We start from the raw sequence: 22667 nt of genomic DNA on the forward strand, positions 1-22667 counted from the left end.
CGAGCCCCCCGGACTCAGTAGGCCAGTCATGGCTGGTGCACAGCAAACACCCAGACTGCGACCGCACAGTCTTCCTGTGACCACGATCGACCTGCCCCCAGCTGCGGTGACTGCCGCGTCCCAGCCCGCCTCGGCGCACGCGCGCCGGGTCCCCGGCGCGCGACGGGTCCCGCGCTGGTGGCGTGATGCGTCGGTAGCGGCGTTCTGGCTGGTGCTCCTGTGGGTCACTGCGCTGTGGGTCGCCCATGGCGGCGTCCAGGACCTCGGCTCGCTGTCGGGAGCGCTCACCTCCGTCGGCCGGCTCACCGGGCTGGTCTCCTCGGCGCTGCTGCTGGTCCAGGTGTTCCTCATGGCGCGCATCCCGTGGTTCGAGCAGGCCTGGGGCCAGGACGAGCTCGCCCGCACCCACCGGCTGGTCGGCTTCACCTCGTTCAACCTGCTCTGGGCGCACATCGTGCTGATCACCCTCGGGTATGCCGCTGCGTCCACGCTGGGCCTGTGGGGCACGATCGTCGACTTCGTCCTCAACTACCCCGGCATGCTGCTGGCGGTGGCGGGCACGGTGGCGCTCTGCCTCGTCGTGGTGACCTCCGTGCGCAGGGCACGTCGCCGGCTGCGCTACGAGTCGTGGCACCTCATCCACCTCTACGGCTACCTCGGCGCCGGGCTCGCGCTGCCGCACCAGCTGTGGACCGGCCAGGAGTTCCTCGCCTCCACCGCCTCGACCGTCTTCTGGTGGAGCCTGTATGCCGCGTGCGCGGCGGCCGTGCTCGTCTTCCGGGTCGGGGTGCCGCTGGTGCGCTCGCTGCGCTCGCCGCTGCGGGTCGTCGCCGTCCACGAGGAGGCTCCCGGCGTCACCTCGGTCGTCATCGGCGGGCCCGGAGTGGCATTGCTGCGACCGGCTGCCGGCCAGTTCTTCCAGTGGCGGTTCGTCGACGGGCCGGGCTGGACGCGAGCCAACCCCTACTCGCTCTCCGCGGCTCCTGACGGGAAGCACCTCAGGGTGACCGCCGCGCACGTCGGTGACGGGACCCGTCGGGTCGCCGACCTGCGACCCGGCACCCGGGTGCTCGTCGAGGGCCCCTACGGCCGACTCCACGCAGGCGTCCGCACCCGGCAGAAGGTGCTCCTGATGGGTGCGGGGATCGGGATCACGCCGATCCGCGCCCTCCTGGAGGACCTCGACCAGGCCCCTGGCGACGTCGTGGTCGTGCACCGCGCCAGCACCCGCGAACAGCTCGTCCTCGGGCAGGAGCTGTTCGACCTCGCCAGCAGCCGCGGCGCGCGCTACGTCACCGTGGAGGGGCCCCGCGTCCCCGGTCGTGACACCTGGCTGCCGGCCTCCGCCGCCCACCTCAGCGATGCCGAGGCGCTCGCGCAGGTGGTGCCCGACGTCGCTGAGCGGGACGTCTACCTCTGCGGCGCCCCCGCCTGGATGGCTGCCGCCCGGGAAGCCGCCCTCGCCTGCGGCGTCCCGCCCACTCATGTCCACCTCGAGCGGTTCGAGTACTAGGAGCCTCCATGCGACGGATCACCCTGTGGGCGCTGTCCACCCTGACCACCCTCGTGCTGTTGTTCAGCTACCACACGTCGACCGGCGGCTCCGGCACGGCATCGGCCGCCGGCACCTCGGTGCAGGCCCCCGCGGCGGCCGGCTCCGGGACCACCGACTCGGGCACCGCCAGCACTGACTCGGGGACGACTGACTCGGGGACGACGGACTCGGGGACGACGTCGGGGAGCGCCGCGAGCAAGACCTATGACGGCGACACGGTGCAGACGCGGTGGGGACCGGTGCAGGTGCGGATCACGGTGGTCGACGGCAAGATCACCGCGTCGGAGGCGATCGTCTACCCCAACGGCAACCACGAGGACGAGCAGATCAACTCGTTCGCCCTCCCGGTGCTCAACCAGGAGGCGGTCTCGGCGCAGAGCGCGTCGATCGACATGGTGTCCGGCGCGACGGTGACCTCAGAGGGCTACCTCAGCTCACTGCAGTCCGCGATCGACCAGGCCCACCTGTGAGCGCCGTGACCACTCGCGTCGACAGCGGGCCCTCGGCCCGCTCGACCGCCCAGCCGGGCTCCGACGGCGCACCGCGCCGGGCCTTCGTCGAACAGGCGATGGGGCTGCCGGTCTCGGTGCACGTCCGAGGCGACGTCGACCGGCCCGAGGTCGGGACGGCGGTCGACCAGGTGTGGGGCGTCCTGCACAGGGCCGACGCGGTGTTCAGCACCTGGCGGCCGGACAGCGAGCTGATGCGACTGCGCCGCGGCGACCTGTGCGCGGCGCAGGTCCACCCCTGGCTGGCCGAGGTCGAGCAGCTGTGCGTCGACGCGGAGCGCCGCACCGGTGGGTTGTTCAGCGCTTCCTTCGACGGCGCGCACCACGACCCCACCGGGCTGGTGAAGGGCTGGGCGGTCGAGCGGGCAGCCCTGCACCTGCGCCACGTCCCCGGCATCTCCTGGTGCGTCAACGCCGGCGGCGACCTGTTGGCCGGCGCGGGCCGGCAGGCCGCGGCCAGCACCTGGACCATCGGCGTCGAGGACCCGCGGGTGCCCGGATCGGTGGCGGCGACCATCCCGCTCCGGGTCGGTGGGCTGGCCACGTCGGGAGCCGCGGCTCGGGGCGCGCACGTGGTCGACCCCCGCACCGCCACGCCCATCGGCCGCGACGGCTCGGCCACGGTCTGGGGTCCGACCCTGCTGTGGGCCGACGTGTGGGCGACCGCCCTCTTCGTGGACCCGGACGAAGGCGCGGTGACGCTGGAAGGTGCCGACCCGGCATACCGCTCGCTCGTGCTCTGACCTGTCTGGGACAGTGGAGGTGTGGCGCAGGTCTGGTACGCGAGCTACGGCAGCAACCTGTCGCGCGACCGCTTCCTGCACTACCTCGACGGAGGTCGGCCCCACGGGGCGAGCCGCACCTACCCGGGGGCACGCGACAGCAGCCAGCCCGAGGACGACCGGGCCCTGACGCTGCCCGGGGAGATGTTCTTCGCGTGGACGTCACCGACCTGGGGCGGGGCGATCGCGTTCTACGACGCGGACCACCCGGGGCCGACCCTGGCTCGGGCCTACCTCGTGAGCGAGCAGCAGTTCGCCGACGTGGCAGCCCAGGAGCGGCGCGAGCTGCCGGGGGAGGACCTCGACCTCACCCACGTCCTCACGCACTCGCGACACCACCTCGGCCCGGGTCACTACGAGGCGCTGCACCTGGTGGGGGAGCTCGAAGGCCTGCCGGTCCTGACCTTCACGACACCGGACCCAACTGTGCTGCAACGGAACTCGCCGACCCCTGCCTATCTCGCGACGCTGGTGACAGGGTTGCGCGAGACGTACGACCTGCCCGACGACGAGATCGCCGACTACCTCCTCGGCCGACCCGGCATCGGCCCGGAGTGGGACCGGGCCAGCATCGTCGACCTGGTCAGCGACCCAGCGCCGCGGTGAGCGCGGCGACGTCCGTCACCGGTGCGTCGCAGACGAACCCACGACACACGTACGCCGCCGCGCGGCCACCCACCAGCGGCCGCTGGGCCAGCAGCGGGATGCCCGTCGCATCGGGTTCGCCGTGCACCAGGACCAGACCGGGGGAGACCGACTGCCGAGCAGCCGCCACGAGGGCGTCTGCCTCGCGGCCGCTCCCGACCAGCGCGACCTGGAGCGGTCCGGCCAGGGCGGCCTCGGCCACGGCCAGCGCCCAGCCGCCGAACCTCGGGTCGCGTGCGGCGAGCTGTCCCGACGCGGCGAGCGCCGCCTCGGCCCGATCCCGCATCGACGGGTCGCCGGTGAGGGCCGAGCAGGTCAGCAGGGCGCCGGCCAGGGCCGACTGGCCGGACGGCTCGGCGTTGTCCGCCGCACTGCGCGGACGGGTGAACAGCGCCTCGGCGTCGTCGCTGGTGTCGTGGAAACCGCCGTCGTCCGCACCGAACCGCTCGACGGCGGTGGCGAGCAGGTCGCCCGCGGTCGCGAGCCAGCGCTGCTCCCCGGTGGCCTGGTGGAGTGCGAGGAGGCCCTCCGCGAGGTTGCCGTAGTCGTCGGCCACGGCGTTCGCGGTCCCCACCGAGCCGGCGCGCGAGGTGCGACGCAGCCGGCCGTCGACCACGTGGGTGCCGACCACGAACTCGGCGCACCGGGTGGCGGCCTCGACCAGGTCGGGGCGGCCGAGCAGCGTGCCGGTGTCGGCGAGGGCCGCGATCGCCAAGCCGTTCCACGACGTGACGACCTTGTCGTCGCACCCGGGCTGGGGTCGCAGCAGCCGCGCGGCGAGCAGACGGTCGCGCGTTGCGGCCCACCAGCTCTCGTCGTCCGGGTCGGTGAGCAGCTGGAGGGTGGACGACCCGTGCTCGAAGGTGCCCTGGTCGGTGACCGAGAGCAGCGCCGCGGCCCTCCGGCCGTCCTCCTCGCCCAGCACCTCGGCAAGCTGGGCAGGGGTCCACGCGTAGGTCAGTCCCTCGATCCCCTCGGTGTCCGCGTCGAGCGCCGAGGCGAACCCACCTTGGGGCGTGCGGAGGTCGCGCAGGAGGAACTCCGCGGTCTCGAGCGCGACCCGCCGGGCCAGCACGTCGCCCGTCGCGCGGTGCAGGTGGGTGAACACCCGCAACAGCTGGGCGTTGTCGTAGAGCATCTTCTCGAAGTGGGGGACCACCCAGCGGGCGTCGACGGAGTAGCGCGCGAAGCCGCCACCGAGCTGGTCGTAGATGCCACCCCGCGCCATCGCCTCGCAGGTGCTGGCGGCCATGGTGAGCGCGTCCGCCGAGCCGGTGCGGGCGTGGTGGCGCAGCAGGAACTCGAGCACCATCGACGGGGGGAACTTCGGCGCGCCACCGAATCCCGCTGCGCCGTGGTCGAACTGGCTGCGCAGCTGGGACGCTGCGGCATCGAGGGCGGCCGCGTCGAGAGGGTGGCCCGTGACTGGCGCGGAGAGCTCACGCAGCCGGGAGGCGATGTGGGCCCCGCTGTCGAGGACGCGGTCCCGCTGGGTGGTCCAGGCCTCCTTCGCCCCGGCCAGGAGCTGGAGGAACTGTCCCTTGGGGAAGTAGGTGCCCGCGAAGAACGGGTCGCCGTCGGGCGTCAGCAGGCAGGTCATCGGCCAGCCGCCGTGCCCGGTGAGGGCGGTCGTCGCCGCCATGTAGACCGCGTCGATGTCGGGCCGCTCCTCGCGGTCCACCTTGACCGCGACGAAGTCCGCGTTGAGCGCTCGCGCGACGTCCTCGTCCTCGAACGACTCGTGCGCCATGACGTGGCACCAGTGGCACGCGGCATACCCGACGCTCAACAGGACGGGAACGTCACGCTCGCGCGCCTCGGCGAACGCCTCCGGTCCCCACTCCTGCCAGTCGACCGGGTTGTCGCGGTGCTGGAGCAGGTAGGGCGAGGTGGACTCGGACAGGCGGTTCGGCATGCCACCCACTCTCCCTCACCGCCCAGCGCAGCGGCGAGGGCGGGCTTGACAGGCTAACGCCGTTAGCCCATCATCGACCCCAGAGGCTAACGCCGTTAGCCTCATCGGGAGGAGAGCAGCCATGAAGCACGTCACGACCGTCATCGACATCCCAGCCACCCCGGAGCAGGTGTGGGCCACGCTCGTCGACACCGCTGCCTACCCGGCCTGGAACCCGTTCATCACCAAGCTGTCCGGCGAGCTCGCCCACGGGCAACGCCTGGACGTCCGGATTGCGCCTCCCGGCGGGCGCGCCATGACGTTCAAGCCCACCGTGACCTGTGTCGAGGCCGGCCGACGCCTGGAGTGGCTCGGCAGCGTCGGAGTCAGGGGCATCTTCGACGGCCGGCACACCTTCACCCTGGAGGCCCTGGGTGACGAGGGCACGCGGTTGACCCAGGCCGAGGAGTTCAGCGGCCTGCTCGTCCCGTTCACCGGCACGATGCTGGCCCGGACCCGAGCCGGCTTCGAGGCCATGAACGAGGGCCTGCGGCGGCGAGTGGTGGCGGGCGCGAGGGCATGAGCCGGCTGGAGGAGATCGTCGACGCCGCCCAGCGCCTGCTGGAGGACGAAGGGCCGGGAGCTGTGTCGATGCGACGCCTGGCGGCCGAGCTGGGCATCCAGGCGCCGTCGCTGTACAAGCACGTCGACGGCAAGGACCGCATCGAGGCCGAGCTCCAGGAGAGGGCGCTGACCGAGCTGGCTGCCGCCCTGCAACCCGCTGCAGATCTCCGCGACCTGGCCCACGCATACCGGCAGTGGGCGCTGCTCCATCCACGGCTGTACGAGCTGACGGCGCGCCGGCCCCTGCGCCGAGACCAGCTCAGGGACGGAGTGGAGACGGCTGCGTCAGCACGTCTGGTGGCGCTGAGTGGTGGGGACGTCGACCGGGCGCGCGCCCTCTGGGCTGCGGCCCACGGGCTGGTCGACCTCGAGCTCGCGCACCGGTTCCCCGAGGGGGCGGACGTCCAGGCAGCCTGGGACGCCCTGGTGGCGGCGTTCGACCGCGTCGCCGACCGCGAGGACGGTGAGCTGGACTCCCTCAGCGGGCAGCCCTGATGGGCACGATCGCGAAGGCGCCCACGACCGCACACCCGGCTGCCACGGCATACCGGAGCGGGTGACCGCCGCCTCCGGTCGCGAGGACGGTCGGTGCGGCACGGGTGCCACGGCGAACGTCAGCTGCTGCAGAGCCAGATCATCAGGGCCAGCAGGTGCTTGCTCGGCGGGTCGGGTATGCCGCAGTGCTGGGTTCCGTACGGGATGCGTGCCGTCAGGCGGGGAAGCCTTGGTTGAAGTAGGTGACGGCCGTGCGCACGTCGTCGCCGACGAGGTCGGCGTTGATCGCGATGGCCGCCGCCGACCCTTCTCCGGCGGCGGTGATGACCTGTGCGCGCGCGTTGGTGACGTTGCCGGCAACCCACAGCCCGGGGACGCTGGTGGTGCCGCTGGCTCCGGTCACGACCCAGCCCTCCTCGTCCAGGTCGCAGCCCACACCGGCCAGCAAGGCGGCGTTGGGGACGAACCGCGGGGGGACGAACACGGCCTGCCTCGGGATGATCCGACCGTCCGCCAGCTCGACCGCGGTCACCCGGTCGTCCTGCACGACGACCCGCTCCAGCGGACCCTCGACGATGCCGATGGCCCGGGCGACGAGCTGGGTGCGGTCGGCCGCGGTGAGCGTGCCGGTCGGGGCGAAGAGGACGAGGTCGTGGGTCCACTGCCGGACGACCTGGGCGTAGCGGACGCTGTCAGGACCGTTCCACAGCACGCCGAGCTGCTGGTCGCGGACCTCCCAGCCGTGGCAGTAGGGGCAGTGCAGGACATCCTTGGCCCACCGCTCGGCGAGCCCCGGGACGTCGGGCAGCTCGTCGTGCAGGCCGGTGGTGACCAGGACCTTGCGCGCCCTCAGTCGCTGCCCGTCCTCGAGCAGCGCCTGGAACCCCGACTGACCGCAGTGGACGAGCTCCGTGACCGTGCCCCCGACGATGACGGCGCCGTAGCCCGTGGCCTCCGCCCGGCCCGCCTCCAGCAGGTCCGAGGGAGCCATTCCGTCGCGGGAGAGGAATCCCTGCAGGTGCGCAGCGGGTGCGTTGCGCGGTACTCCTGCGTCGACCACCACGACGTCCCGCCGGGCGCGACTCAGGACGAGGGCTGCGGAGAGTCCGGCCGCCCCGCCGCCGACGATGAGGATGTCGTGGGTGTTCATGAGCCGAGGATGATCCTCGGGACAGGCGAGTGGCAACATCCGTTGCTGTTTCCGGGACGGAATGGGTCAGAATGTCGGGATGGACGACACCGCCACCACCATCGCGAAGGCCTTGGACCAGGTGGGCCCCCGGCTCAAGCAGCTGCGCGCTCACCGGGGCGTGACCCTCAGCGCCCTCGCCGAGACCACGGGCATCTCCAAGAGCACCCTCTCGCGCCTGGAGACGGGACAACGCCGCGCCAGCCTCGAGCTGCTGCTGCCGTTGGCCCAGGCCTACCGGGTCCCGCTGGATGACCTCGTGGGCGCTCCCGAGGTCGGCGACCCCAGGGTGCGGCTCAAGGCGAGCACCCGGAACGGCCGCACGGTGCTGCCCCTGACGCGCCAGCCGGGTGGGGTCCAGGCGTGGAAGATCATCGTCCCCGCGAGCAACAGCACCCCGAAGCCGAAGGCGCACGAAGGGTACGAGTGGCTGTTCGTCCTGTCCGGTCGGATGCGACTCGTCCTGGGCGACCACGACCTCGTCCTGACGGCGGGTGAGGTGGCCGAGTTCGACACCCGGGTGCCGCACTGGTTCGGCAGCGACGGCAGTGGGGTGGTCGAGGTGCTGAGCCTGTTCGGTCCCCAGGGCGAGCGGGTGCACGCCAGGGCACGGTCGAGCGCTACGGGCGGCTGAGCCGGTAGAGCCGGTGCCGCCTGACCGGGCTCCCTTCCGGGATGAGGGGGTGGTCGAAGTCGGCCGCCTCGTCACGGGTCATGCCGAGCTTGCGCATGACGCCCTGTGACCGGTCGTTCGCCGGCACGACCATCGCGACGATCTCGTCGAGGCCGAGTGGGCCGAAGCCGTGACTGACGGACGCGCGGGCCGCCTCGGTCGCGTAGCCGTGGCCCCAGGCCGAGCGGGCCAGCCGCCAGCCCACCTCGACACAGGGAGTGAACGGCGCCTCGAACCGGGGGACGGACAGCCCGGTGAAGCCGATGAACTCCCGCGTCTCGGCGACCTCGACCGCCCAGAGCCCCCCTCCGTGGTCGTCGAGGAAGGCCGTGATGCGGTCGACCATGGCGTCGCTGGCCGTGCGGGTCAGGTGCGAGGGGAAGTGCTCCATCACGAGCGGGTCGTCGTTGAGCGCCGCGAAGGGCTCGCGGTCCTCGTCGCGCCACTCGCGCAGCACCAAGCGCTCGGTGTGCAGCCGGGTCACCTCGGTCACGCGTCCCACCCTTCCGTCCCGCACCGGCGAACCCCCGGTCTTGTCCGGGCCCGCGTGCGCGTCCTACTGTCGGCCGTGGCACACCTTGCCGTGTTTCCAGGTCTCCGGGAAGGGCGAGAGACGGACGTCGACGACCCGGAAGATGGGTGGACAGTGACTGCAGTGCACGACGCTCGACCCGCACCACTCCAGCTGGCCGAGCCCTGGGGCGGCACCGGCTGGCTCAGCGACTTCGACGGAGACGTGCACTGGGTCGACTACGGCGGACCCGACCCGGACGACCCCACGCAAGGGGTGCCGGTGGTGATGGTGCACGGCCTCGGCGGGTCGCACCTCAACTGGGTCGGCCTCGCGCCCGAGCTCTCGAAGCGCCACCACGTGTATGCCGTGGACCAGGCCGGTTTCGGGCTGACGCCCGGCACCGCGCGGACCGCATCGGTGCACGCCAACGCCGACCTCGTCGCCCGCTTCATCAGGGAGGTCGTCGGGTCGCCCGTCGTGCTGGTTGGCAACTCGATGGGCGGGATGGTCTCGATCCTGCTGGCTGCGGCCCACCCGGAGCTGGTGGCCGGCCTCGTCCTGATCGACCCGTCGATCCCCGTCCCGCGACAGCGACCCGACCTGGCCGTCAGCGCGACGTTCCTCGTCTACGCCACGCCGTTCGTGGGGGAGCGCTACCTGGCCCTGATGACCAAGCGCACCACGGACCGCCAACGGGTCCAGGGTGTCGTGAACCTCTGCTTCGCCGACCCGCGTCGGGCCAACCCCGACGTCGTCGACGCCGGTGTCGTGCTGGCCGCGCACCGACGCGGTGTCCCCGGGCAGGAGGCGGCCTTCCTCGGTGCCGCTCGGTCGCTCATGCGGGTGCTGGCCAACCCACGGCGCTACCACTCCCTCATGCACAGCATCGACCGGCCGGTGCTCCTCGTGCACGGCGAGCGCGACCGGCTGGTGTCCGTCGCCGCGGCCCGCGCGGTGTCGGCGCAGCACCCGGACTGGGAGACGCACTTCCTGCCCGGGGTCGGCCACACCCCGCAGCTCGAGGTCCCGGACCAGGTCCGCGCCCGGGTCATCCCCTGGCTCGAGGCCCACGCCCTCGCGCCCAGGGCGAGCTCGACGCGCTCGCCATGAGCACGGCATACCTGACCTGTCCGCTGTGCGAGGCGACGTGCGGCCTGGCCGTGTCCTTCGACGGCGACACCGTCACGTCGGTGCGCGGCGACGACGACGACGCGTTCTCGCACGGGTTCATCTGCCCGAAGGGCGCCTCGCTCAAGGCGCTGCACGAGGACCCCGACCGACTGCGGACCCCCATGGTGAAGCGCGACGGGGAGTGGCGCCAGGCCACCTGGGACGAGGCCTTCGCGGAGATCGACCGCCGCCTCGTGCCCCTGGTCGCCGAGCACGGCCCGGAGTCCGTCGCGTTCTACCTCGGCAACCCCTCGTCCCACAACCTCGGCGTCACCCTCTACGGGCGGGCGTTCTACAAGGCCGTGGGGACGCCCAACATCTACACCGCCGGCAGCGTCGACCAGCTGCCGCAGCACTACTCGTCGGGCTACCTCTTCGGTGACCCGTTGAGCATCCCGGTGCCGGACCTCGACCGCACCCAGCACCTCCTCCTGCTCGGTGCCAACCCGTTGGTGTCCAACGGATCCCTCATGACGGTGCCCGACGCGCGGGGCCGCCTCAAGGCGATCCGCGAGCGGGGTGGCAAGGTCGTCGTGGTCGACCCGCGCCGCACCCGCACGGCGGAGGTGGCCGACCAGCACCACGCCATCAGGCCGGGCACCGACGCGCTGCTGCTCTTCGCGCTCGTCGAGGTGATCCTGCGCGAGGGGCTGGCCGACCTGGGTCGCCTGGCCGACCACGTGAGCGGGTTCGACGACCTCGCGGAGCTGGCCGCGCCGTTCACGCCGGAGGCGGTGGCGCCGCACACCGGGATCGCGACGACCGAGATCGAGACGATGGCGCGTGAGCTGGCCGCCGCCGGCAGCGCTGCCGTATACGGACGGATCGGCACGACGACGCAGGAGTTCGGCACCCTGGCGAGCTGGCTGGTCGACGTCCTCAACGTCATCACCGGCAACCTGGACCGCCCGGGTGGGGCGATGTTTCCTCTGGCTGCCGCGGGACAGACGAACAGCACCGTGCCGGTGAGAAACCCTGCGCAGCAAGGCAGCTCGCCGGGAAAGGGTTGGCGGCACGGCCGGTGGCACAGTCGGGTGCGTGGGCTGCCCGAGGTGATGGGCGAGCTCCCGGTCGCCACCCTGGCCGACGAGATCCTCACCCCCGGGCCGGGTCAGGTGCGCGCGCTGGTGGTCGTGGGCGGCAACCCGTGCCTGAGCACGCCCAACGCCGACCGGCTCCGCGAGGCGGTCCAGACCCTCGACCTCATGGTGTCACTCGACGTCTACCTCAACGAGACCAGCGAGCACGCCGACGTCATCCTGCCGGGCCCGACCCCGCTCGAGCGCGACCACTACGACGTCACGTTCACCCAGCTGTCCGTGCGCAACATGGCCAACTGGAGCCCTGCCGCGCTGCCGACCGACCAGCCGCAGGAGTGGGAGACCATGCTGCGGCTCGCCGGCATCGCCGCAGGGCAGGGGCCGACCGCCGACCTGGGGGCGCTCGACGACCTGATGGCCACCCAGACCGCCGCGAGGTACGGCTTGGACGTGACGGTCGCGGGGGAGCGTCGTGGACCCGCGCGGCTGCTCGACCTCATGCTGCGGGGCGGCCCCCACGACCTCACCCTGGCCGAGCTCGAGGCTGCTCCGCACGGACTGGACCTCGGGCCGCTGACCTCCCGGGTGCCGGAGCTGCTGCGCACCGTCAGCGGGCAGATCGAGCTGACCCCGGAGCCCATCACCCGTGACGTGCCGCGCCTCGTGGCGGCCCTCGGTCGCCCGCTCGCCGGGCCCGACGAGCTGGTGCTCATCGGGCGCCGACAGCTGAGCTCGAACAACTCGTGGATGCACAACCTTGCGCCGCTGGTCCGCGGGTCGAACACCTGCACCCTCCAGGTGCACCCCGACGACGCCGACCGGCTCGGGTTGCACGACGGCGGAGTGGCAGCGGTCCGCTCGCGTGCGGGGTCGGTGACCGTGCCCGTCGAGGTCACCGACGGGGTGCGCCCCGGTGTCGTGAGCATCCCGCACGGCTGGGGCCACTCGAGCCCGGGCACCCGCACCGAGGTCGCGTCGGCGCACGCGGGGGTCAACAGCAACGTCCTCGCCGACGACCTGTTCGTCGACGCCCTCACCGGGACCGCGGTCCTCAACGGCATCCCCGTCACCGTCACCCCAGCCGAGGAGCAGTCATGGACCGGATGAGCGCGATGGACGCGATGTTCTACTACATGGAGGGCGAGAACACCCCCATGCACGTCGGCGGTGTCTCAGTGCTCGAGGGGCCCGCCCCCGCGTACGGCGACCTCGTCCGGCTCCTGGCCGCCAAGATGGACCAGGTCCCGCGCTACCGCCAGGTCATCAGGACCGTGCCGTTCCAGCTCGGTCGCCCGATCTGGGTGGACGACCCGCACTTCCAGCTGCTCTACCACGTGCGACACACGTCGCTGCCCAAGCCGGGTGGGCCGGAGCAGCTGCGCAACCTCGCCGGTCGGGTCTTCGCCCAGCGCCTCGACATGACCAAGCCGGTCTGGGAGGCCTGGCTGGTCGAGGGTCTCGCGGAGGACCGGTGGGCCCTGATCTCGAAGGCGCACCACTGCATGATCGACGGCGAGGGCAGCACCGACCTCATGCAGGTGATCTTCGACCTCGAGCCTGAGCCGGTGCGGCGCGAGCCCTCCGACTGGACGCCGTCCCCGGCGCCGTCCACGGTCGCACTGACGGCCGGGTCGGTGGTCGAGACAGTGCGGGAACCGTTGCAGGCCATCGGGATCCCGAGCCTCGACGACCTGGCCAAGCTGCCGACGGCCTTGGCAGGGGTGGCCGTGGCCGCCAAGGAGCTCGTCCCGCAGCAGATCGCCCAGCTCGTGCCCGGGCGTGGTCAGCCGACGCCGAAGAGCCTGAACGGTCCGCTGGGACCGAACCGTCGGTGGGTCTGGACCGACGCGACGATGGGTGAGGTCAAGACCATCCGCACCGCCCTGGGCGGCACCGTCAACGACGTCATCCTCGCGGCCGTGACCCGTGGCTACCGCGACCTCGTGCAGGGCCGTGGGGAGCTGGTGCCCGAGATGGTGGTGCGATCTCTGGTGCCCGTCTCCACCCGGCAGGCGTCGGGTCGAGGGCAGGTCAACAATCAGGTGACCAGCGTCGTCGTCGACCTGCCGGTCGCCGAGGACGACCCCGTGCGACGGCTCCAGCTGATCCGCGAGCAGATGGACCGCAACAAGCGGGGGATGGGCGCCGTCGACGCCGCGGCCATCGTCGGGCTCGCGGACTACGCAGCCCCCACCCTGCTGGCCCTCGGCGCGCGCTCGATGTCGCGGATGCCCAACAAGCTCACGCAGACCGGGACGACCAACGTCCCGGGCCCGCGGATCCCGCTCTACCTCCTGGGGCACCAGCTCCTGGAGTCGCACCCCTACGTGCCCGTCTTCGCCGGGGTGCGGGTCGCGACCGGGATCTTCTCGTACCTCGACACCTTCAGCTTCGGGATCACCGCCGACTTCGACAGCTTCCCCGACGTGGAGGTCATCGCCGATGGCATCCGAGCCGGCTTCAACGAGCTCGTCGCGGCTGCGGTGTCCGCGGCCGACGCACCCCGACCGTGACACCGACTCAGCCGTCCGAGCCGTCCGAGCCGACCCAGCCGACCCGGCCGACCCGGCCGACCCGGCCGACCCGGCCGACCCGCAAGGCTTCAGCGGGGCGCCCGTCGTCGTTGCTGCTGCTGAGCGAACCCTGGCGCAGCGTCCTCGAGCTCGGCGCCCTCACCGTGTCGGCACCCCAGCTCGCCCGCGCACCCAGGGGCGATGGTCATCCGGTGCTGGTCATCCCGGGCCTGCTGGCGTCGGACACCTCGACGGTCGTCCTGCGGCGCTTCCTGGACCGGCTCGGTTACCGCACCGCCGGCTGGGGCCTGGGGGTCAACACGGGCCCGACCAGCCGAGTCGTCCGGAGGCTGCCGCTGCGGCTGCGCGAGCTGTCCGACCGGCACGGCCAGCCCGTGTCGGTGATCGGCTGGTCGCTCGGGGGCATCTTCGCCCGCGCCCTCGGCGTCCGGTCGCCCGAGCTGGTCCGACAGGTCATCACGCTCGGAAGTCCCTACGCCTCATCGGTCCCCGGACAGACCCACGCCGACGCGGCATACCGGATGCTGTCCCGGCGGCACTACGCCCAGGCGACCAGCCGGGGGCCCGACGTGACCACACCACTCGGGGTGCCCACCACCTCGCTCTACTCGCGGATGGACGGGATCGTCTCGTGGCGGATCTGTCGCGAGGACGTGGGGGAGCGGCGCGAGTCCATCGCGATCCCGGCCTCACACCTGGGTTTCGGGCACAACCCGACGGCCTTGTGGGTGGTCGCCGACCGGCTCGCCCAGGACCCCGAGGAGTGGCAGCCGTTCGCGCCCCCGCGGCACCTGCGTGGGCTGTTCACGGTCGACCAGCGCGCCTGACAGCCTGACGGCCCCGCCGAGGGCGGGGCCGTCAGCTCACGTTCAGTGCCCGGCAGTGACCGAGGCGGGGTCACCGACGAGGTCGGGTTGGGGGTCGTCGTCGATCATGCTCGACTCGTCGAACGGCAGGTCACCCGCGAGCACCGCGTCGAGCCGTGGCCGGTCGAGCTCGCCGACCCAGTGCCCGATCAGGATGGTGGCGATCGAGTTGCCGGCGAAGTTGGTCAGGGCCCGGGCCTCGCTCATCATCCGGTCGATGCCGACGATGAACCCGACGCCGTCGACCAGGTCGGGGCGGTGCGACTGCAGCCCACCGGCCAGGGTCGCGAGCCCGGCGCCGGTCACACCCGCTGCACCCTTCGAGGCGATGATCATGAACACCAGCAACGAGATCTGCTGCCCGATGGAGAACGGCTTGTCCAGCGCGTCGGCGATGAACAGCGAGGCCATGGTCAGGTAGATCGCGGTGCCGTCGAGGTTGAACGAGTAGCCGGTCGGGACCGTGATGCCGACCACCGGTCGGGACACCCCGGCGTGCTCCATCTTGGCGATGAGGCGGGGCAGGGCCGACTCCGACGACGAGGTCGACAGGATGAGGAGGAACTCGCGGGCGAGGTAGCGGAACAACGCGAAGACGTTGACCCCGGTGACCAGCTTGAGGATCGAGCCGAGGATGACGAAGACGAACAGCGCACAGGTGATGTAGAACGCGATCATCACCTGGGCGAGGCTCTTCAGGGCATCGAGCCCGGTGGCGCCGACGACGGCGGCCATCGCGCCGAATGCACCGATCGGCGCGATGTACATGATCATCGCCATGAGGCGGAAGACGAGCCGCTCGAAGTGCTTGATGCCCACGAGGATCGGCTCACCCGCACGACCCATCTTCTGCAGCGCGAAGCCCACGAGCAGCGCGACCAGCAGAGCCTGGAGCACGGAGCCGGACGTCAGCGCCGACACCAGGGTGTCGGGGATCAGCCCGAGGATGAAGTCAACCGTCGTGGTGTGCTCCTCGCCGACCGCCTTCTGCCCACTGGCCGCGAGCTCGTCGGTGAGGTGAAGTCCGGCACCGGGCTTCACGAGGTTGCCGACCAGCAGACCGATCGCGAGGGCGAAGGTCGACATGGTGAGGAAGTAGCCGAGCGCGAGCCCGCCCACCTTGCCCACCTGGGTGGCCTTCCGAACGGAGCCGATGCCCAGCACGATCGTGCAGAAGATGATCGGCGTGATCATCATCTTGATGAGGTTGACGAAGCCGGTGCCGAGCCACTTGAGCTTGACCCCGAATTCGGGGAAGGCGAACCCGACGATGATGCCGAGGACCATCGCCACGATGACGGCGATGTAGAGGTAGTGCGTGCGGTCCCGCTTCGGTGCGGGGCGGTCGACGACGCTGTCGGCGCTGGTGCTCACGGTGCTCTCCAGGGGGATCGGGTCCCGGACGTGGCCCGGGACGGGTGAACAAGCACGAGGGTGGGCCCTGGAGTGACTAGGGTCACGATTGTGTTCATTGAGTTCTGCGTGCGACCCGCCCTCGCGCGACGGTTCGGCGTGCAGCCTCCTCCGGTGTGCCGGTGAGCGCATCTCGGTGGCTCACCGCACCGGGGCGGTGGAGCGTGGCAGCGCAGACCTTCGCGCTGCAGGTGCTGGTCGCCCTGCTCGTGGTCGGGGTGGGCACCGCGGCTGCCTATGCACAGGCGCAGCGGGCCGGCACCCAGGAGGCGACGGCGCGGGCCACCGCGGTCGCGGAGACGGTCGCGAGCACGCCCTCGGTGGTCGCCGGGGTGCGCAGCGGCGCTCCCGGGCCGGCCCTGCAGGAGTTCGCCGAGGACGTCCGGCGGGAGACCCGCACCGACTTCGTGGTCGTGATGAGCCCGACCGGCACCCGCTACACCCATCCCGACCCGGCCCAGATCGGTGGCCAGTTCCTCGGGCACATCGCCGCCGCCCAGGCCGGCGGCACGGTGGTCGAGGACTACACCGGCACGCTCGGGGCCTCGCGGCGGGTCGTCGTCCCGGTGACCGACGAGTCGCAGTCGGTGGTCGGGCTGGTCGCGGTCGGGATCCGGAAGTCCGCGGTGAGCGAGCGCCTGCGCAGCCAGCTGCCCGCGCTGCTGCTCGCGGGCCTGGCGGCCGCTCTGCTGTCCGGTCTCGGGACGGCGCTGGTCAGCCGTCGCATCCGGCGCCAGACCCACGGCCTCGGCGAGCGCCAGCTCCGCGAGATGGTCGAGTACTACGACGCGGTGCTGCACGCCGTGACCGAGGGCCTGCTGCTGACCGACCTCGACGGCCGGCTGCGGCTGGCGAACGACGAGGCGGTGCGCCTGCTGGGGCTGCCCGACGACGCCCGCGGCCGACCCGTCGCCGAGCTCGGCCTGTCCTCACCGCTCGTGGCCGCACTGACGGACGGGTCGCCTCGCGAGGACGAGCTGCACGTGACCTCGGCCCGGGTGCTGGTGCTCAACAAGGCCCGGGCGCAGTGGGACGGACGGCCGCTGGGGTTCGTCGCGACGGTGCGCGACCGCACCGACCTCGAGCACCTCACCGGCGAACTCGACTCGGCCCGGGGACTCACCGAGGCGCTGCGCTCGCAGGCCCACGAGTCGTCGAACCGGCTGCACGCGATCGTGTCGCTGATCGAGCTGGGCCACCCGGAGCGGGCGCTGGCCTTCGCCACCGACGAGCTCCAGGTCTCGCAGCGCCTCACCGACAGCGTGGTCGGCTCGGTGGGCGAGCCGGCGCTGACCGCGCTGCTCCTCGGCAAGGCGGCGCAGGCGGCCGAGCGCGGCATCGACTTCCGGATCGCCGAGGACGCCACCTGGCCCCAGGACACGACGCCAGTGCGCGACGTCGTGACCATCGTCGGCAACCTCATCGACAACGCCTTCGACGCGGTGACCCCGGAGTCCGGCGAGCGTCGCGTCGAGGTCTCGTCACGCGTCGAGGGCGACCACGTCGTGCTCAGCGTGGTCGACTCCGGCCCCGGTCTTCCTCCCGACGCCGTCGACCAGGCGTTCCGCCGCGGGTTCTCGACCAAGGAGCAGGGGAGTGCCGGCCGTCGGGGGATCGGGCTGGCCCTGGTCGCACAGTCGGTCGCCCGGCTCGGTGGGGAGATGGAGGTCTCCGGTCCGCCCGGTGCCCGGTTCACGGTGCGGTTGCCCGTGGAGTCGAGGACACATGCCTGAGACCGCACCCCCGTCGATGGACGCGACGGCGACCACGTTCCGGGTCCTCGTGGTCGAGGACGAGCCGGTCGCGCTCGAGGCCCACGCGGCATACGTCGAACGCGTGCCCGGCTTCGCGGTGGCGGCGACGGCCGCGACGAGCCACGAGGCGCTGCGTGCGCTGCAGTCGACCGAGGTCGACGTCGTGCTCCTCGACATGAACCTGCCCGACCGGCACGGGCTCGACGTCATCCGCGCGATGCGGGCCGGCGGCCACCGGGCCGACGTCATCGCCGTGACGTCCGCCCGCGACCTCGACGTCGTCCGCGCCGCGGTGTCGCTCGGCGTCGTGCAGTACCTGCTCAAGCCGTTCGTCTTCGCCACCCTGCGCGACCGGCTGGAGGCCTACCGGGCGTACCGGGCCCAGCTCGGCGACAGCCAGCAGCTGTCCACGCAGGCCGAGGTCGACCAGGTCGTGGCCGGGGTGCGCACCAGCGCCCCTGCGGCGCTGCCCAAGGGGATGGGTGCGGACCTGCTCGCGAAGGTCACCCGGGCGCTGCGCGACGCCGGTGCCGGCCTGTCCGCGAGCGAGCTCGCGGAGGCGGTCGGCGTGAGCCGGGTGACGGCGCGGCGCTACGCCGAGTACCTCTCCGAAAGTCGCCTCGCCGTGCGCTCCCAGCGGTATGCCGGGGCCGGGCGCCCCGAGGTCGAGTACCGCTGGGTGAACTGACCGGACCACCACTTCTGGCCAGGGGTGGTGCCCGAGCAGCCCACGTGTGGTGTCCGGTGCGGGACCGGTGGCCAGAAGTCGGTGACGTGGTCGTCAGCTGTCGAGGGCCTTGAGCAGCGCGACGTTGAAGGACACCGCGTCCCGGTCGCCGTCCCCGGCCGCCCAGCCCGCCTCCATGGCGGTGTGCACGTAGGTCCAGGCCAGCGCCTCGTCCTCGTCGACTCCCGCTGCCTCGCAACAGATCTCGAGCCGTCGACGCACGAGGTAGCGGAACGTCGAGCCGGTGCCGAGCTCGTCGGTGCGGTTGCGCAGCAGGGGCTGGACCTCGAACCCGGGGTGCCCGGCCATGGCGTGCGGGTCGATGGCCAGCCAGTCCGGCCGACCCGAGCCCGGCCGGCTCGCGAGCACGTTCTCGTAGTGCAGGTCGGTGTGCACGAGCGTGGCGTCGCAGAGCTCGTCGGCGGTGAGGTCACGCACCAGCGTCGCCGTCCGCTCGAGCATGCGTCGGGGGAGCGCGCCGTCCGCCGACTCCAGCTTGACGAGCTGCTCGTGCGCGACGGTCGACAGGCGACGCAGCCCCGCGGGCGCCGGCACGTGGAGCTGACCCATCAGCTCACCGGCGACGGTGCAGGCGGTGTCAACGTCCAGGGCGCGCAGGTCGCGGTCCGGGTCGAGGGCCTCGAGCAGCAGGACGCTCCGGCCCGGGTCGGCCGCCACGAGCCGGACCGCACCGCGACCGTCCCAGTGCCGCAGCACCAGGGCCTCGTCGCGGGACTCCACATGGGGCCACACCAGCCTGAGGGCCAGCCGCTCGCCGTCCCGGCGCACCGGCACGACGACCGCGGTCCAGCCCGTGCGACCGGTGCCGAGCGGCTCCAGCCCCCATTCGTCGAGCACGTCGGCCAGCAGCCTGGGCAGCCGGGCCGCCCAGTCGGCGCCCGACGGGCCACCGACCCCACCGTCCTGCGCGGAGAAGCGGTGGACGAACGCGCGGAACTCGTCGGGGACGAGCTCGACGACGTCTTCCGGTCGGGTCACGTCAGGCCGGGGAAGGCGGCGAGCGGCACACCCCAGCGCGATCCCAGCACCTCGGTGTCGGCCAGCCACTGCACGAGGGCACCGAGCGGTCCGAGGTCGCCGTTGGTGGAGCCGAGGTCGCGCGCGACCGAGGCACGCAGGTCGGTCAGCACCCGGGCCGCGAGCCGGCGCGCGGCGGCCGGGGTGGTCACGGCGAACGGCAGGGGGTAGCCCAGGGCCGGTGGCCCCGCCGAGGCGCTGGCGAGGGACTCCTGCTCGCTCGCCCGCGACTCGAGCGTGGTGAGGGTGGCCAGCGCGAGGGTCCGCTGGGCACCGGTGGGGGACTGCGCCGCCACCACCTCGAACGCGTAGACGGCGGCGCGGGTGCTCTCGAGGTACGACGCCGCGAGCGAGGGGGCCGACCAGGCCGGCTCGGGCCAGGTGGCGGGCGCGCCGAGCAGGGTCGCGGCGGCGGCGCGCTGGGCCAGCACGCTGCCGATGAGCGGGACCGCGCTCGAGGGCACCGTGGCGAGCGACGCGATCGCGGTCGGCCCCAGGTCGCTGGCCTCCTCCGCCGCGAGCGCCTTGGGTCCGGCGACGGGCGCAGTGCCAGTGCCAGTGCCGGTACCAGTGGCCGTGCCCGTGGTCGGTGCCCCCGTCGTGGGTGGGGTGGTGGTCGTGGGGGTGGCCGACGGAGCCGAGGCGTCGTCCAGCACCTTCTGCGGCACGCCGAGCCGGAGCAGCTCGGCCTGCAGGACGCTCACCTGGCGCCGGTGCAGCCCGGCCAGCCTGGCCGGCACCCCGGTGGCCGCCCCTCCGAGGCTGGTGGCACGCTCGGCGAGGTCGTCCGAGTGCCGCCACAGCGCGATGAGGAACGCCTCACCCGAGATCGGTGCCCGGGTCGGGATGAGCGGCACCCTCGGGGCGTCGTCCTTGAGCCGGATCCCGCACGCCGCCAACGACATCGCCGCGACCGACCCGAGGGCCAGGCCGACGCCCGCGGTGAGGACGCCACGCCGGGTGGGGCACGGCGGCATACCGGGGTCGACCTGTGGCATGCGCCGATCATGGCATGCCGACCGGTGCGGGCATGCGGCCCACTCGGGGCGCCGATAGAGTGGCGGTGCACCACCACCAGAACTTCAGAGAGGACGAGTCAGTGAGCGTCAAGGAACAGATTCGTCCCGCCGTCGAGGCGCCGCTGAGCGACCTCGGGCTGCTGGTCGAGGACGTCGCCGTGACCCCTGCCGGCAAGCGCCGCCTCGTCCGCATCTGGATCGACCGGGTCCTCCAGGACACCGGTGACACGACCTCCGTCACGCCACCGCTGACGCTCGACGAGGTGGCCGACGCCACCCGAGCCGTGAGTGACGCGCTCGACGAGACGGGCGCGATGGGCGAGCAGCCCTACACGCTCGAGGTCGGGTCACCCGGCATCGACCGGCCACTGACCGAGCCGCGGCACTTCCGGCGCAACGTCTCGCGGCTGGTCACGCTCACCCTCGTCGAGGGCGAACCGGTCACGGCCCGCATCACCGCCGCGGGTGACACCGGGGTCACCCTCGAGGTGCCGGCCACGAAGAAGGAGCCGGCCCGGTCGGTCCACGTCGCGTATGCCGAGGTGTCCCGAGCGGTGGTGCAGGTCGAGTTCTCGCGGCCTTCCGACCGCGCGGACGAGCACCCCGACCACCAGACCGACGACCACGACGAGAACGACGACCACGACGACGCCGCCGACGGCGTCGACCCCGCTGAGGAGCACTGACATGGACATCGACCTGGGCGCACTGAGGGCCCTCGAGAGGGAGCGCGACATCTCCCTCGACATCCTCATCCCCGCCATCGAGCAGGCCCTCCTCGTCGCCTACCACCGCACCGACGGCGCCTACCGCAACGCCCGCGTCGAGCTCGACCGCAAGTCGGGGCACGTCGTGGTGTGGGCCAAGGAGGAGCTCGAGCAGCCCGAGCCGGAGCCGGCCGACCCCGAGGACGGCGACTCCGACACCCCGCCGGCGCCGGCGGAGCGCGCACCGCGTGAGTACGGCCCGGAGTTCGACGACACCCCGACCGGCTTCGGCCGCATCGCCGCCGCCACGGCGCGACAGGTCATCGTGCAGCGGCTGCGTGACCTCGAGGACGACGCGATCATGGGTGACTTCAAGGGTCGCGAGGGTGACGTCGTGGCCGGCGTCATCCAGCAGAGCCCGGACCCGCGGGTCGTGACCGTCGACTTCGGCACCGTCGAGGGCATCCTGCCGCTGGCCGAGCAGGTGCCGGGGGAGCGCTACGTCCACGGGGAGCGGCTGCGCTGCTTCGTCGTCTCCGTGCGTCGCGGCCCCAAGGGCCCGCAGATCGGGCTGTCCCGCACCCACCCCAACCTCGTGCGCAAGCTGTTCGCCCTCGAGGTGCCCGAGATCGCCGACGGCTCGGTCGAGATCGCGGCGCTGGCCCGCGAGGCCGGCCACCGCACGAAGATCGCGGTCCACTCCAAGGTCGCCGGCCTCAACGCCAAGGGCGCCTGCATCGGGCCGATGGGTGCCCGCGTGCGCGCCGTCATGACCGAGCTGCACGGCGAGAAGATCGACATCGTCGACTACTCCGAGGACCCGCGCACGTTCGTCGCGGCCGCGCTGTCGCCCTCACGGGTCCAGTCAGTGACGATCGTCGACCAGACGCTACGGTCGGCCCGCGTGGTCGTGCCGGACTACCAGCTCTCGCTGGCCATCGGCAAGGAGGGCCAGAACGCCCGCCTGGCGGCCAAGCTCACCGGCTGGCGGATCGACATCCGACCCGACACCGCGCCCGTCGACAGCCCCCGCGAGGCGCGTGCCGAGGCCCCCGCCAGCGGTGCTGGTGACGCAGCCGAGCGGCAGTAGGGGCTAGACTGGTGGTGACCGACCGGACTGGACTCCGGCCAGCGGCATCGAGCACGACCATCCACACCTCGCACGGGCAACCGACCCGGACGTGTGTGGGGTGCCGCAGGACGGATAGCCGGTCGGCACTCCTGCGAGTGGTCGCGGAGACGGATGAGGCCGGAGTGATCCGACTGAGCCCCGACCCGCGGCGTTGCCTGCCGGGGCGCGGCGCTTGGCTGCACCCCACGGGCGACTGCCTCGAGCAGGCCCTGCGCCGCCGGGCGTTCGGTCGTGCGCTGCGTGTCGGCGCCGCCCCGGATCCGGCAGCCGTCACGGCATACGTCGAGGGCCTGGACCAGACCACGAGCTAAGCACAGCCCCTCCACCAGAGGGGACCGTCCGCTTCCATGGGCGCCGTCCAGGGAAGCAGCTATGTCCATCGAACCG

General features: G+C 72.4%; 22 protein-coding genes. 16 read left to right on the forward strand and 6 right to left on the reverse strand.

The features are described 5' to 3' along the window. Nucleotides 1-76: 76 nt before the first annotated feature. Genes ASG91_RS10605 through ASG91_RS10620 form a run of 4 tightly spaced genes read left to right on the forward strand, consistent with a single transcriptional unit; the run spans nucleotide 77 to nucleotide 3452 of the window. Nucleotides 77-1513, forward strand: a complete 1437-nt coding sequence (locus ASG91_RS10605) for a ferric reductase-like transmembrane domain-containing protein (protein ID WP_056922599.1) — start codon at nucleotides 77-79, stop codon at nucleotides 1511-1513. Nucleotides 1514-1521: 8 nt separating this feature from the next. Continuing rightward, nucleotides 1522-2025, forward strand: a complete 504-nt coding sequence (locus ASG91_RS10610) for an FMN-binding protein (RefSeq protein ID WP_056922600.1) — start codon at nucleotides 1522-1524, stop codon at nucleotides 2023-2025. A 5-nt stretch (nucleotides 2026-2030) separates the two neighbouring features. Next, nucleotides 2031-2807 (forward strand): FAD:protein FMN transferase, encoded by a 777-nt coding sequence (locus ASG91_RS10615; protein WP_235545529.1) that lies wholly within the window; start codon nucleotides 2031-2033, stop codon nucleotides 2805-2807. A 21-nt stretch (nucleotides 2808-2828) separates the two neighbouring features. Further along, on the forward strand, nucleotides 2829-3452 hold the full coding sequence (locus ASG91_RS10620; protein WP_056922601.1) for a hypothetical protein: 624 nt from the start codon (nucleotides 2829-2831) through the stop codon (nucleotides 3450-3452). On the opposite strand, the gene ASG91_RS10625 is transcribed toward ASG91_RS10620, so the two are convergent. Further along, nucleotides 3430-5406 carry a thioredoxin domain-containing protein gene (locus tag ASG91_RS10625; RefSeq protein ID WP_056922602.1) on the reverse strand — a complete coding sequence of 659 codons (1977 nt, stop codon included), beginning with the start codon at nucleotides 5404-5406 and terminating at the stop codon, nucleotides 3430-3432. The two genes, ASG91_RS10620 and ASG91_RS10625, sit on opposite strands and share 23 nt — an antisense overlap. Before the next feature lie 121 nt (nucleotides 5407-5527). On the opposite strand from ASG91_RS10625, the gene ASG91_RS10630 reads away from it, so the two are divergent. Both ASG91_RS10630 and ASG91_RS10635 read left to right on the forward strand, forming a co-directional pair. Continuing rightward, a complete protein-coding gene (locus ASG91_RS10630) occupies nucleotides 5528-5968 on the forward strand; it encodes an SRPBCC domain-containing protein (protein ID WP_056922603.1) in 441 nt (146 codons plus the stop codon). Beyond that, nucleotides 5965-6504, forward strand: a complete 540-nt coding sequence (locus tag ASG91_RS10635; RefSeq protein WP_056922604.1) for a TetR/AcrR family transcriptional regulator — start codon at nucleotides 5965-5967, stop codon at nucleotides 6502-6504. The genes ASG91_RS10630 and ASG91_RS10635 overlap by 4 nt, the downstream gene beginning before the upstream one ends. 214 nt (nucleotides 6505-6718) lie before the next feature. Here the strand turns inward: ASG91_RS10635 and ASG91_RS10640 are convergent, their stop codons facing one another. Then, nucleotides 6719-7654, reverse strand: coding sequence for an NAD(P)/FAD-dependent oxidoreductase (locus ASG91_RS10640; protein ID WP_056922605.1), 936 nt, complete (start codon nucleotides 7652-7654; stop codon nucleotides 6719-6721). A gap of 79 nt (nucleotides 7655-7733) precedes the next feature. On the opposite strand from ASG91_RS10640, the gene ASG91_RS10645 reads away from it, so the two are divergent. Then, the gene (locus ASG91_RS10645) at nucleotides 7734-8327 is read left to right on the forward strand and encodes a helix-turn-helix domain-containing protein (protein WP_082592628.1); all 594 of its coding nucleotides are present in this window, start codon (nucleotides 7734-7736) and stop codon (nucleotides 8325-8327) included. On the opposite strand, the gene ASG91_RS10650 is transcribed toward ASG91_RS10645, so the two are convergent. Beyond that, nucleotides 8314-8859: a GNAT family N-acetyltransferase gene (locus ASG91_RS10650; protein WP_200961277.1), complete on the reverse strand. Its 546-nt coding sequence runs from the start codon at nucleotides 8857-8859 to the stop codon at nucleotides 8314-8316. The genes ASG91_RS10645 and ASG91_RS10650 overlap by 14 nt on opposite strands. Before the next feature lie 162 nt (nucleotides 8860-9021). On the opposite strand from ASG91_RS10650, the gene ASG91_RS10655 reads away from it, so the two are divergent. Genes ASG91_RS10655 through ASG91_RS10670 form a run of 4 tightly spaced genes read left to right on the forward strand, consistent with a single transcriptional unit; the run spans nucleotide 9022 to nucleotide 14451 of the window. Further along, nucleotides 9022-9990 carry an alpha/beta fold hydrolase gene (locus tag ASG91_RS10655; protein WP_200961278.1) on the forward strand — a complete coding sequence of 323 codons (969 nt, stop codon included), beginning with the start codon at nucleotides 9022-9024 and terminating at the stop codon, nucleotides 9988-9990. Next, nucleotides 9987-12197: a molybdopterin-dependent oxidoreductase gene (locus tag ASG91_RS10660; RefSeq protein ID WP_056922608.1), complete on the forward strand. Its 2211-nt coding sequence runs from the start codon at nucleotides 9987-9989 to the stop codon at nucleotides 12195-12197. Before ASG91_RS10655 ends, ASG91_RS10660 begins: the two co-directional genes overlap by 4 nt. Then, a complete protein-coding gene (locus ASG91_RS10665) occupies nucleotides 12185-13603 on the forward strand; it encodes a wax ester/triacylglycerol synthase family O-acyltransferase (protein WP_056922609.1) in 1419 nt (472 codons plus the stop codon). The genes ASG91_RS10660 and ASG91_RS10665 overlap by 13 nt, the downstream gene beginning before the upstream one ends. Continuing rightward, on the forward strand, nucleotides 13600-14451 hold the full coding sequence (locus ASG91_RS10670) for an alpha/beta fold hydrolase (RefSeq protein WP_200961279.1): 852 nt from the start codon (nucleotides 13600-13602) through the stop codon (nucleotides 14449-14451). Before ASG91_RS10665 ends, ASG91_RS10670 begins: the two co-directional genes overlap by 4 nt. Before the next feature lie 42 nt (nucleotides 14452-14493). On the opposite strand, the gene ASG91_RS10675 is transcribed toward ASG91_RS10670, so the two are convergent. Next, the gene (locus tag ASG91_RS10675) at nucleotides 14494-15864 is read right to left on the reverse strand and encodes a cation:dicarboxylate symporter family transporter (RefSeq protein ID WP_056922610.1); all 1371 of its coding nucleotides are present in this window, start codon (nucleotides 15862-15864) and stop codon (nucleotides 14494-14496) included. Between the two features lie 203 nt (nucleotides 15865-16067). Here ASG91_RS10675 and ASG91_RS10680 point away from each other — a divergent pair, with 203 nt between their 5' ends. After that, nucleotides 16068-17636, forward strand: a complete 1569-nt coding sequence (locus ASG91_RS10680; RefSeq protein ID WP_082594078.1) for a sensor histidine kinase — start codon at nucleotides 16068-16070, stop codon at nucleotides 17634-17636. Continuing rightward, nucleotides 17629-18345: a response regulator gene (locus ASG91_RS10685; RefSeq protein ID WP_235545531.1), complete on the forward strand. Its 717-nt coding sequence runs from the start codon at nucleotides 17629-17631 to the stop codon at nucleotides 18343-18345. Before ASG91_RS10680 ends, ASG91_RS10685 begins: the two co-directional genes overlap by 8 nt. A gap of 93 nt (nucleotides 18346-18438) precedes the next feature. Here the strand turns inward: ASG91_RS10685 and ASG91_RS10690 are convergent, their stop codons facing one another. Together ASG91_RS10690 and ASG91_RS10695 are read right to left on the reverse strand one after the other, a co-directional pair. After that, nucleotides 18439-19383: an aminoglycoside phosphotransferase family protein gene (locus tag ASG91_RS10690; RefSeq protein WP_056922612.1), complete on the reverse strand. Its 945-nt coding sequence runs from the start codon at nucleotides 19381-19383 to the stop codon at nucleotides 18439-18441. Then, nucleotides 19380-20420 (reverse strand): DUF4439 domain-containing protein, encoded by a 1041-nt coding sequence (locus tag ASG91_RS10695; RefSeq protein ID WP_056922613.1) that lies wholly within the window; start codon nucleotides 20418-20420, stop codon nucleotides 19380-19382. The genes ASG91_RS10690 and ASG91_RS10695 overlap by 4 nt, the downstream gene beginning before the upstream one ends. 101 nt (nucleotides 20421-20521) lie before the next feature. Here ASG91_RS10695 and rimP point away from each other — a divergent pair, with 101 nt between their 5' ends. The 3 genes from rimP to ASG91_RS21200 all read left to right on the forward strand — a co-directional run bounded on the left by rimP (nucleotide 20522) and on the right by ASG91_RS21200 (nucleotide 22591). After that, entirely contained in the window at nucleotides 20522-21127 is a 606-nt protein-coding gene (gene rimP / locus ASG91_RS10700) for a ribosome maturation factor RimP (RefSeq protein WP_056922614.1), read from the forward strand. A gap of 1 nt (nucleotide 21128) precedes the next feature. Next, nucleotides 21129-22238, forward strand: a complete 1110-nt coding sequence (gene nusA / locus ASG91_RS10705) for a transcription termination factor NusA (protein ID WP_056922615.1) — start codon at nucleotides 21129-21131, stop codon at nucleotides 22236-22238. 95 nt (nucleotides 22239-22333) lie between these two features. Beyond that, on the forward strand, nucleotides 22334-22591 hold the full coding sequence (locus ASG91_RS21200; RefSeq protein ID WP_255358352.1) for a YlxR family protein: 258 nt from the start codon (nucleotides 22334-22336) through the stop codon (nucleotides 22589-22591). The last annotated feature ends 76 nt before the right edge of the window (nucleotides 22592-22667 follow it).

The sequence above is a fragment of the Phycicoccus sp. Soil802 genome (assembly GCF_001429605.1).
Classification (GTDB): domain Bacteria; phylum Actinomycetota; class Actinomycetes; order Actinomycetales; family Dermatophilaceae; genus Pedococcus.